The following is an 8,731-nucleotide window of genomic DNA, read 5'->3' as shown; positions in this document are numbered from 1 at the left end:
TGGCCCGCTTCGTTCAGTTCGTATTGCTAAGGTTAAAACGGAGGAGTTAGTTGGATGATCCAGCACCTGAACAGCGCGCGCGACAGCGGCGCGGCGCCGACGATCGGTCGTGCTGCAGCAGGTGGAAGGCCATGCGCTGCGCCGACTTCGGCCCGACGCCCGGCAGGCGGCGCAGGGCCTCGGTGAGGAAGTCGAGCGATTTGGACATCGCTGTATCTCCGGGTCTCGGGGGCCGCGCCTCGGCTTGCTGCGCGCACCCGGCGGCGAGCGCGTCGACGCTCATGGTGGGCACGAACTCGGTGATCGCATAGGTCGCGAGGCCGGCCTGCCCGAAGGGATCGTGCGCGCAACGCGGCATCGAGCTCGGCGCGATTGGCGGCGTGGGCGATGAGGATGCCGCCATCGCGCGGCTCCTTGCGGCCCGACATCAGCATCAGTCCGCACGCATACTGCTCCTCCAGCCAGGCGCGGTGCGCCGGCAGGTAGGCGTCGATGCGCTCGAGCGGCGCAATATAGGTGAGTGTAACGATGAACATTCGATGCGCTTTCGATGAGCTTTACATGAGCATCAGAACGGCATCTTGAAGCCCGGCGGCAGCGGCAGGCCGGCGGTCAGGCCGCTCATCTTTTCCTGCGCGGTCGCTTCGGCCTTGCGCACGGCGTCGTTGAACGCGGCGGCCACCAGGTCTTCCAGCATGTCGCGGTCGTCGCCCAGCAGCGACGGGTCGATCGACACGCGCTTGACGTCGTTCTTGCAGGTCATGATGACCTTCACCAGGCCGGCGCCGGACTGGCCTTCGACTTCGATCTGGGCCAGCTGGTCCTGCGCCTTCTTCATGTTGTCCTGCATGGCCTGCGCCTGCTTCATCAGGCCTGCGAGCTGGTTTTTCATCATGATGCGTTCTCCAAAAAAGTCGGATGGATAAATCGTTTAGATCGTTTATACGGACGAGAAGCGGATCAGGTCGCGATCGGACGCACGGAACCGGGCACGACGAACGCGTCGAACGTGCGCGCCATGTCCTGCACGAACGGATCGGCGTCGACGGTCGCCTCGGCCTCGCGCTGCAGCCGCTCGCGCCTTGCCTTGGCTTCGGCGCTGGCCGTGTACCAGGTCGGCGCGATCTCGGTCTCGACGTTCACGCGCACGGCCGGGAAGCGTTCCTGCAAGGCCGCGCACAGCTTTTCGCTGTTGCCGCTGGCGCGCAGCGTGTCGACCGGCACGCGCAGGCGGAACGTGGCGGCGGCACCGTCCGCCACGCACTCGACCAGCTCGGTCTGGAAGGCAAGCTGCTGGGCCACGCCGCGCAGCGGCAGCGATGCCGCCAGCGCCGGCCAGTTGCCGTCCCAATCGATGGCCGGCACGGGCGTGATGACGTAGGCGTACGGCGGCGCGCTCGGTGCGGCGACGCGCGCGGGCGCGGCCACGGGCGGGGCGGCCACGGCCGGCCCATCCATCGCGACGGCACTGTCGTCGGAAAACTCGGTGACCCAGGCCGGCGGCTCGTCGTCGGCCACGGCCTGCCCGCTGGCGTGTCCTTGCGCCTGGGCCGCCTGATGCTGCATGGACGGCTGCGGCTGGGGCGCCGCCTGCGAGGCGTTCTGTAAGGCGCTCTGCGGAGCGGCGTCCCATGGCGCCGTGGCCGCCGCACGCGCCGGGGCGGGCGTCGCACCGGCGACCGTGCCGTGGCCTGGCGCCGCCTGCGCAACCGGAGGCGCCGACGGTGCCGGGGCGGGCGTCGCGGCCGGCCCGCTTGCCGGTGCCGGACGGCGGGGCACACCGCCCATGCGCGAACCGGCGCGCGCCGCTTCCAGCGCCGCATCGAGGGCCGCGCGGGCCGATGTCATGGCGCGGCCGGCGCCGCCTTGTGCGGCCGGCGATGCGGCCGGTGCGGGCGCGGGTGCGGGTGCATGTGCCGCCGCGGGTGCAGCGGGCGCCGCGCCCGGCCCTGGCGGCCGTGCGGCCGCCGGACCTGCCGGCGCCGCGGCTGCCGCCGGACGCGCCGGTGCCGCCTGCGGCATCGCCCGCGCCAGCGCGGCGGGCGCGGGTTTGGCGGCCTGGTCGGCCCCGCCCTGTCCCGGACGGAACGCCAGCATGCGCAGCAGCGTCATGGTGAAACCCGCGTACTCGTCCGGCGCGAGGCCGATCTCATTGCGGCCGTGCACCGTGATCTGGTAATACAGCTGCACTTCCTGCGGATCGAATGCTGTCGCCAGGCGCTGGATATCGGCCAGTTCCGGCAGGTCGTCCGGCAGCGCGGCCGGCACGGTCTGCGCCAGCGCGATCCGGTGCAGCAAGGTGCCCAGGTCCTGCAGGGCGCCGTTGTACGACAGGCTGCCGGCTGGCCATCTCGTCGGCGACGGCCATCAGGTCGGCGCCGTCCTCGTTGGCCAGCGCATCGAGCAGGCGGACCAGATAGGACTGGTCGAGCGCGCCCAGCATGCCCTGCACGGCGTCGAGCGTGACGGCGCCGGCCGCATACGCGATGGCCTGGTCGGTCAGCGACAGCGCATCGCGCATCGAGCCGTGCGCGCCCTGGGCGAGCAGGCGCAGCGCGGGCTGCTCGAACGTCACGCCTTCCTGGCCGAGGATGTTTTCCAGGTGGCCCACGATGTGGCCGGGCGGCATCTGCTTCAAATTGAATTGCAGGCAGCGCGACAGCACCGTGACGGGAATCTTTTGCGGGTCCGTCGTCGCGAGGATGAATTTCACGTGCTCGGGCGGCTCTCTCCAGCGTCTTCAGCATCGCGTTGAAGGCGTGGTTCGTGAGCATGTGCACCTCGTCGATCATATAGACCTTGAAGCGCGCATTGCTCGGTGCGTAGACCGCCTGTTCCAGCAGCTGGGCCATCTCGTCGACGCCGCGGTTCGACGCGGCGTCCATCTCGACGTAGTCTACGAAACGGCCGGCATCGATCGCGCGGCACGGTTCGCACTGGCCGCAAGGTTCGGGCGTGATCGAGCCGTTGCCGTCCGGCCCGACGCAGTTGAGCGACTTGGCCAGGATGCGCGACAGCGTGGTCTTGCCCACCCCGCGCGTGCCGGTGAACAGATAGGCGTGGTGCAGCCGTCCGGTACGCAAGGCATGGGTCAGCGCACGGACGACGTGCTCCTGGCCAACCAGCGTTTCAAAGTTCCGGGGACGGTATTTGCGGGCGAGGACTTGATAGGACATACCGCGATTTTACCGTAGACCGGGGTGGGAGCGGCAACATTAGACGCTCGTCGGGAATTCCCCTACACTGATGTTTTTCTTTCAATTCGGAAAAAATGAAAGCATCCCTGCAACTTCCGCTGGTCATCGTTTCCCTGCTGCTCGCGTTGCCGGGCCATGCCGCCGAACGCGAATGGATTCCTTACCGCAAACTGGTCGACGTCATCAAGCTGGACAAGTTCGATGCCCTGCCCGCGGCCGAGCGCGCATAGCGCTCAACCTGCCCAAGGGCGAAAAGATGCGCATGGGTTTCGACGTGGGCGCCATCCCCCAGACCAATGCCGCGATCGACAAGGTCGCCGGCGCGCTGAGCATGTTCGTGCCGACGATGAAGTCGGTGATCTTCAAGTTCGACCAGCCGGCCCAGCTGACCATCAAGACCGCCAGCGGCGACAAGCGCTACGCCAGCGACGCCCAGCACCGTGTCAGGCTCAAGTTCGACGAGGCCATGCTGAAGGAAAACCCGCTGGTGGAATGGTCGGCGCGGCCGCTTGAGGCGGAAATCGACGACTGAGAACGTCGCGGCAAACAAAAACAGCTGCCGCGGCAGCTGTTTCAAGAATGAGAAGGCGAGCCTGATCTGCGGCACTTGCGGTGAACGGCTTTGGCTGCTTCGTTCCCGACCTGACCAGGTAAACCATGCCACAATGCGCAGGGGCCCGCCAGCGCTCATTATAACCGAGTGCGGGGGCGGCGGCAAACCGCATTGCCGGCAATGGATGATGCGTGCATACCTTATATAGACTACGCATGCATCCACCAGCGTCAATCGAACATCACAACCCGAGCTGCTGCCAGATCCCATCCACCCGCGCCTTCACTTCCGGCGTCATGACGATCGGCGTTCCCCACTCGCGGTTCGTCTCAGCCCGGCCACTTATTGGTGGCATCGATACCCATCTTGCTGCCCAGGCCGCTGATCGGTGACGCGAAGTCGAGGTAATCGATCGGCGTGTTGTCGACCAGGACCGTGTCGCGCGTCGGGTCCACGCGCGTCGTGATGGCCCAGATCACTTCCTTCCAGTCGCGCACGTCGACATCCTCGTCCACGACGACGATGAACTTGGTATACATGAACTGGCGCAGGAAGCTCCAGACGCCGAACATCACGCGCTTGGCGTGGCCGGCGTACTGCTTCTTCATCTGCACGACGGCCATGCGGTAGCTGCAGCCCTCGGGCGGCAGATGAAACTCCGTAATTTCCGTAAACTGTTTCTGCAACAGCGGCACGAACACTTCGTTCAGCGCCACGCCGAGGACGGCCGCGTCCGGCGGCTTGCCCGTGTAGGTCGAGTGGTAGATCGGATCGCGCCGCATCGTGATGCGGTCGATCGTGAACACGGGGAACCAGTCCTGCTCATTGTAATAACCGGTGTGGTCGCCGTACGGACCTTCGAGCGCATGTTCGAAGCCGGACGGATGGGTCTCGTCCGGATAGATATGGCCCTCCAACACGATCTCGGCGGACGCCGGCACCCGCAGGTCGCTGCCGATGGCCTTCGCGAGCACCGTGCGCTGGCCGCGCAGCAGGCCGGCGAACTGATATTCGGACAGCGTGTCCGGCACCGGCGTCACCGCGCCGAGGATCGTGGCCGGATCGGCGCCCAGCGCCACCGCCACCGGATAGGGCTTGCCGGGATTGGCGATGCAGTGTTCGCGGAAATCGAGCGCGCCGCCACGGTGGGCGAGCCAGCGCATGATGACCTTGTTCGGCCCCAATACCTGCTGGCGGTAGATGCCCAGGTTCTGGCGCTTCTTGTTCGGCCCCTTCGTGATCACCAGGCCCCACGTGATGAGGGGCGCGATGTCGCCCGGCCAGCAGTGCTGGATCGGCAGGCGCGCGAGGTCGACGTCCTGCCCTTCCCAGACGATCTCCTGGCACGGGGCGCCCTTCACTTCCTTGGGCGCCATGTCCCACACCGCCTTGACGAGCGAGCCGAGGTCCATGATGTCCCGGAAACCCTTGGGCGGCTCCGGTTCCTTGAGGCGCGCCAGCACATGGCCGATCTTGCGCAGCTCGCCCACGTCGTCCGCCCCCATGCCCAGCGCCACGCGGCGCGGCGTGCCGAACAGGTTGGCCAGGACGGGCATGGAATACGGCGCGCCGTCCGGGCCGACCGGCCGTTCGAACAGCAGCGCCGGTCCGCCGGCGCGCAGGACGCGGTCGCACACCTCCGTCATTTCAAGATTCGGTGAAATAGGCGCCGATACGCGCTTGAAGTCATCGATTTCTTGCAACTTAGCAATAAAATCACGTAAATCAGAGTAGTTCATCGAATTTTTAATTCTTTTTTACATCTTTTGAGGTGTGCTAACAATCGGCGGCAAGTGGTTGATTTGCCAAAGAATTGATGAGCTCCAGGGCAGTCTTTAGATCTAAAAGTAATAGAACGATTGAGTGCTAGTATTGACTTGATATAAACGAGCTTCTACAATCCGGCGTACAAATTGAGACGGGCCCGTCCAGCACGTGATTTTAGCCGGTCTCATTCTTTCACGGGGTCGGGGCCCCAGCGACATTTCAGGAGTGTTTTCACTGGGCGTCTGCCCAACCAACCCCGAGACAGTTGTTAGCCACTGGGCGCCTCCACTGCAGCGCGGCCCAGCTGAAGCAAGCAATGACGGCGTCTCCTCGACCGCTACAGGCGGCGACGGACGGTTTTTCCGACGCACGGCATGAGTACGCTCGAACGCTGCGCCCACGCGCTGCGCCGGGACTGCTTTTTCCGCGACAAAGGAGAGACGATGATCCATCGCTTCATCGGCACGAGCGCAAGGCTCGTCCAACACATGGCCAGCCAGCCAGTCACGTGGTCTTCCGTGATCAAAACGGCACGCGGTTTACTGACTACCGCACAACATACCCTGACCGTTTTCGGTCTTTCTGCAGTTGCAATGATTGCCCTGCTGTACAGCCGCCCCGATTTTGCGAAACGGGTGTCGGATTTCCTGAGCCCGCACCAGCAGCCGACCGGCGCCGGTTGCGGACAATGCATCGATCCAGCTCGTTGCCGCGCGCGGTGCGGACGCCGTCGAGATCGCCAACAGCGACGACAAGGCGCAGAGCCATCCGACGCGCCAGCAGAAGTACGTGACGCACTGGCTGTCGCGCCGCTACCGCGTGGCCGGCGACGCCGCCAACATGCTCGTCTCGACCGCCTACAGCACGGCGCACGAGATCAAGCTGGATCCCCTGCTGATCCTGGCCGTGATGGCCATCGAGTCGGGCCTGAATCCGTTCGCGGAGAGCCCGATGGGCGCGCAGGGCCTGATGCAGGTGATGTCCAAGGTCCACGGCGGACAAGTTCGAGGAAGTCGGCGGCTCGCAGGCCGCCCTGAATCCGGTTGCCAACATCCGTGTCGGCGCCCTCGATCCTGAAGGACTACGTGAACCGCACCGGCTCGGTCGAAGGCGCCCTGAAGAGCTATGTCGGCGCCGGCGCGGCCGCCGACGATTCCGGCTACGGCTCCAAGGTCCTGACCGAATACAAGCGCCTGAAGCAGGTCGCGAGCGGCAAGAACGTCCCGATCTACTTCCCGCCGGCCTCGGCACCAGCGCCGAGCACGACGCTGGCCCAGAAGTCGCTCGGCGCGCCAGGCCAAGCCGGACAGCACCGCAGTCGACGCGGCCCACGGCGGCAACGAGAACGGCGAGACAGTCGCCGGCCTCTGAGTCCTACCCTTTCCTGGTCGAAAGCCACTGTCGGCGAGAGCTGGCGGTGGCTTTCGTTTTGGCTGGCGCCACTTGCTTTGCCTGGCACCGCTTGCTTTGCCGCTGGCATCGCTTGCTTTGCCTGGTACCGCTTACCTAGCCTGTTCGCCCCCGCGAAGGCGGGGGCCCAATTTTGCTGCCGCTGCCGCTACATCGGCCGCTACGGCTCCGGTAACATCCCTTGGGTCCCCGCCTTCGCGGGGACGACGTTCCAGTTTTACTGCCGCTGCCGCTACATCGGCCGCTACGGCTCCGGTGACACCCTTGCGGTACCCGCCTTCGCGGGGACGACGTTCCTGTTTTACCGCCGCTGCCGCCACATCGGCCGCTACGGCTCCGGTAACACCCCTTGGGTCCCCGCCTTCGCGGAGTCGACGCTGTACAGAAGTTACATAAAATAAAAGCCGCCCCGGTTTCCGGGACGGCCTTCTAATATATGGCTAGCAGGAAATAGCTTAGCGTCGCGCGTCGGCCGCCACCTCATCCGGCCGCAGCTTGCCGGCCAGGCGGTCGAGCACGCCGTTCACGTACTTGTGGCCGTCGATGCCGCCGAAGGACTTGGTCAGTTCCACGGCTTCGTTGATCACGACGCGGTACGGGATCTCGATCTGGTTCTTCAACTCGTACGCGCCGAGCAGCAGCACGGCGTGTTCGATCGGCGACAGTTCCGCGATCGGACGGTCGACGGTCGGGGCGATCACGTCACGCAGCTCGACCGACTGGGCGATCGCACCGTGCAGCAGCTCCGTGAAGTATTCGCCGTCGGCCTTGTCGAAGCCGTGCGCGCTGCGGATGTTGGTGACGACCGTAGCGGCCGGCTCATTGTTCAGCAGCCATTGATACAGCCCCTGAAGCGCGAACTCGCGCGCGCGGTGGCGCGGCGTGCGGTTCTTGTTGGGGTTGGCGTGCGCGTTCTTGTCAGTCATGGTTTTACTCTTCTTCGGCTTGCAGCTCTTCGAGGCCCAGCAGCAGGTTGGCCATCTCGACCGCAACGCGGGCCGCGTCCGTGCCCTTCTCGGCCATGCGGGCCTCGGCCTGCTCGTCGTTCTCGGTGGTCAGCACGGCGTTGGCGATCGGCATGCCGTAATCCAGGCCGATGCGGGTGATGCCGGCGCCCGATTCGTTCGACACGAGTTCGAAGTGGTAAGTTTCGCCGCGGATGACGGCGCCCAGCGCGATCAGGGAATCGAACTGCTGCGTCTCGGCCATCTTCTGCAGGGCCAGCGGGATCTCCAGCGCGCCCGGGACGGTCACGTGCAGGATGTCTTCGTCGGCCACGCCGAGATGCTTCAGTTCCGCCAGGCAGGCCGACAGCAGGCCATGGCCGACGTCGGCATTGAAACGTGCCTGCACGATACCGATGCGCAAGCCTTCACCTGCCATATTGCTTTCAAAAGTTCCTACCGTCATGGCTATGCCTCTTGTTCTCTTTGCTTCGTTAATTAATGGGTCAATGGTACCGCGTTACCTATGCCGTGCGTAACGCGTCATGCCTTGATTTCACAGCCGGGCTTGGCCAGGTAGCCGGTCACTTCGAGGTCGAAGCCGGTCATGGACGGCATCTTGCGCGGGTTGGCCAGCAGCTTCATCTTGCGCACGCCGAGCTGGTGCTGGATCTGCGCGCCGATGCCGTAGGTGCGCAGGTCCAGGTTGGCCGCGCGGCCGACCGGGCGGACCGGCTTGTCCTCGAACTGGGCGAACAGTTCGTCGGCCGTCTCGGCGCAGTCGACCAGGCGCCGGATCATCCAACGAACTCCTCCGTTTTAACCTTAGCAATACGTAACTGAACGAAGAACAGGACAAC

General features: G+C 65.2%; 7 protein-coding genes, 1 other RNA gene and 5 pseudogenes. 4 read left to right on the top strand and 9 right to left on the bottom strand.

What is annotated here, in order from left to right:
* Positions 1–76: 76 nt before the first annotated feature.
* The 4 genes and pseudogenes from recR to ACWNCF_RS01615 form a co-directional block, all read right to left on the bottom strand.
* A pseudogene (recR, locus tag ACWNCF_RS01630) lies at positions 77–208 on the bottom strand (recombination mediator RecR); the annotation flags it as partial.
* Between the two features lie 193 nt (positions 209–401).
* A pseudogene (locus ACWNCF_RS01625) lies at positions 402–536 on the bottom strand (YciI family protein); the annotation flags it as partial.
* Between the two features lie 32 nt (positions 537–568).
* Positions 569–895, bottom strand: a complete 327-nt coding sequence (locus tag ACWNCF_RS01620) for a YbaB/EbfC family nucleoid-associated protein (protein WP_322403292.1) — start codon at positions 893–895, stop codon at positions 569–571.
* Positions 896–960: 65 nt separating this feature from the next.
* A pseudogene (locus tag ACWNCF_RS01615) lies at positions 961–3,176 on the bottom strand (DNA polymerase III subunit gamma/tau).
* A gap of 95 nt (positions 3,177–3,271) precedes the next feature.
* Between ACWNCF_RS01615 and ACWNCF_RS01610 the strand changes: the two are divergent.
* Both ACWNCF_RS01610 and ACWNCF_RS01605 read left to right on the top strand, forming a co-directional pair.
* Complete coding sequence (locus tag ACWNCF_RS01610; protein ID WP_449405776.1) at positions 3,272–3,427, top strand: hypothetical protein; 156 nt, start codon at positions 3,272–3,274, stop codon at positions 3,425–3,427.
* 32 nt (positions 3,428–3,459) lie between these two features.
* Positions 3,460–3,729: a hypothetical protein gene (locus ACWNCF_RS01605; protein WP_449405775.1), complete on the top strand. Its 270-nt coding sequence runs from the start codon at positions 3,460–3,462 to the stop codon at positions 3,727–3,729.
* Positions 3,730–3,780: 51 nt separating this feature from the next.
* Here ACWNCF_RS01605 and ffs read toward each other — a convergent pair.
* Positions 3,781–3,879: signal recognition particle sRNA small type (gene ffs / locus ACWNCF_RS01600), an RNA gene on the bottom strand.
* Positions 3,880–3,991: 112 nt separating this feature from the next.
* Positions 3,992–5,489, bottom strand: a pseudogene (ubiD, locus tag ACWNCF_RS01595) (4-hydroxy-3-polyprenylbenzoate decarboxylase).
* A gap of 817 nt (positions 5,490–6,306) precedes the next feature.
* Here ubiD and ACWNCF_RS01590 point away from each other — a divergent pair.
* Positions 6,307–6,594 (top strand): transglycosylase SLT domain-containing protein, encoded by a 288-nt coding sequence (locus ACWNCF_RS01590; protein ID WP_449405774.1) that lies wholly within the window; start codon positions 6,307–6,309, stop codon positions 6,592–6,594.
* Entirely contained in the window at positions 6,573–7,328 is a 756-nt protein-coding gene (locus ACWNCF_RS01585) for a hypothetical protein (protein WP_449405773.1), read from the top strand. The genes ACWNCF_RS01590 and ACWNCF_RS01585 overlap by 22 nt, the downstream gene beginning before the upstream one ends.
* Before the next feature lie 54 nt (positions 7,329–7,382).
* Here the strand turns inward: ACWNCF_RS01585 and nusB are convergent, their stop codons facing one another.
* The 3 genes and pseudogenes from nusB to ACWNCF_RS01570 form a co-directional block, all read right to left on the bottom strand.
* Positions 7,383–7,853, bottom strand: a complete 471-nt coding sequence (gene nusB / locus ACWNCF_RS01580; protein WP_449405772.1) for a transcription antitermination factor NusB — start codon at positions 7,851–7,853, stop codon at positions 7,383–7,385.
* A gap of 4 nt (positions 7,854–7,857) precedes the next feature.
* Positions 7,858–8,337 (bottom strand): 6,7-dimethyl-8-ribityllumazine synthase, encoded by a 480-nt coding sequence (gene ribH / locus ACWNCF_RS01575; RefSeq protein WP_056447556.1) that lies wholly within the window; start codon positions 8,335–8,337, stop codon positions 7,858–7,860.
* Positions 8,338–8,414: 77 nt separating this feature from the next.
* A pseudogene (locus tag ACWNCF_RS01570) lies at positions 8,415–8,660 on the bottom strand (bifunctional 3,4-dihydroxy-2-butanone-4-phosphate synthase/GTP cyclohydrolase II); the annotation flags it as partial.
* Between the last annotated feature and the right edge of the window lie 71 nt (positions 8,661–8,731).

The organism is Massilia phosphatilytica, from assembly GCF_977014125.1.
This window is presented reverse-complemented; position numbering and strand designations above follow the sequence as displayed.